The sequence below is a fragment of the Pseudomonas reactans genome (assembly GCF_013387025.1).
GTDB classification, from domain to species: domain Bacteria; phylum Pseudomonadota; class Gammaproteobacteria; order Pseudomonadales; family Pseudomonadaceae; genus Aquipseudomonas; species Aquipseudomonas reactans.
The window spans coordinates 1-345 of sequence record NZ_JACAQP010000057.1; the positions used below are offsets into that span (position 1 = coordinate 1).

The window sequence follows — 345 nt, forward strand, 5'->3', positions numbered from 1 at the left end:
TCGCCGGCAAGCCGGCTCCTACAGGACCGCGTATCCACGATGCGAAACGAGTCGCTTTTGATCTGGCTTTTGATCTTCGGCGCCCCGTAAAACCACGCTGGCCGAACGCAGGCTTGAATCCGTGGGTAACCCGGCAGGACGCCGGGTTAGCCGCGCTGGGCCAAGGATGGCCCATCGCGGCGGCCCACGGATTCAAGCCGGAGTGAGGGCACACCGAGCCTAGGCGAGGTGCCGAGTGTTGGGGCAAGAGCGTTTTGCTTACTTTTGCGCTCTTCAAAAGTGAGCCGCCGTAAGGGCGGAACCAATATCAGCCATCACCGCAGCAACGGATATACCCCCCACCCC

General features: G+C 62.0%; 1 pseudogene. It reads left to right on the plus strand.

What is annotated here, in order from left to right:
- Positions 1 to 206: pseudogene (locus tag HX793_RS31050) on the plus strand (hypothetical protein); the annotation flags it as partial.
- Between the last annotated feature and the right edge of the window lie 139 nt (positions 207 to 345).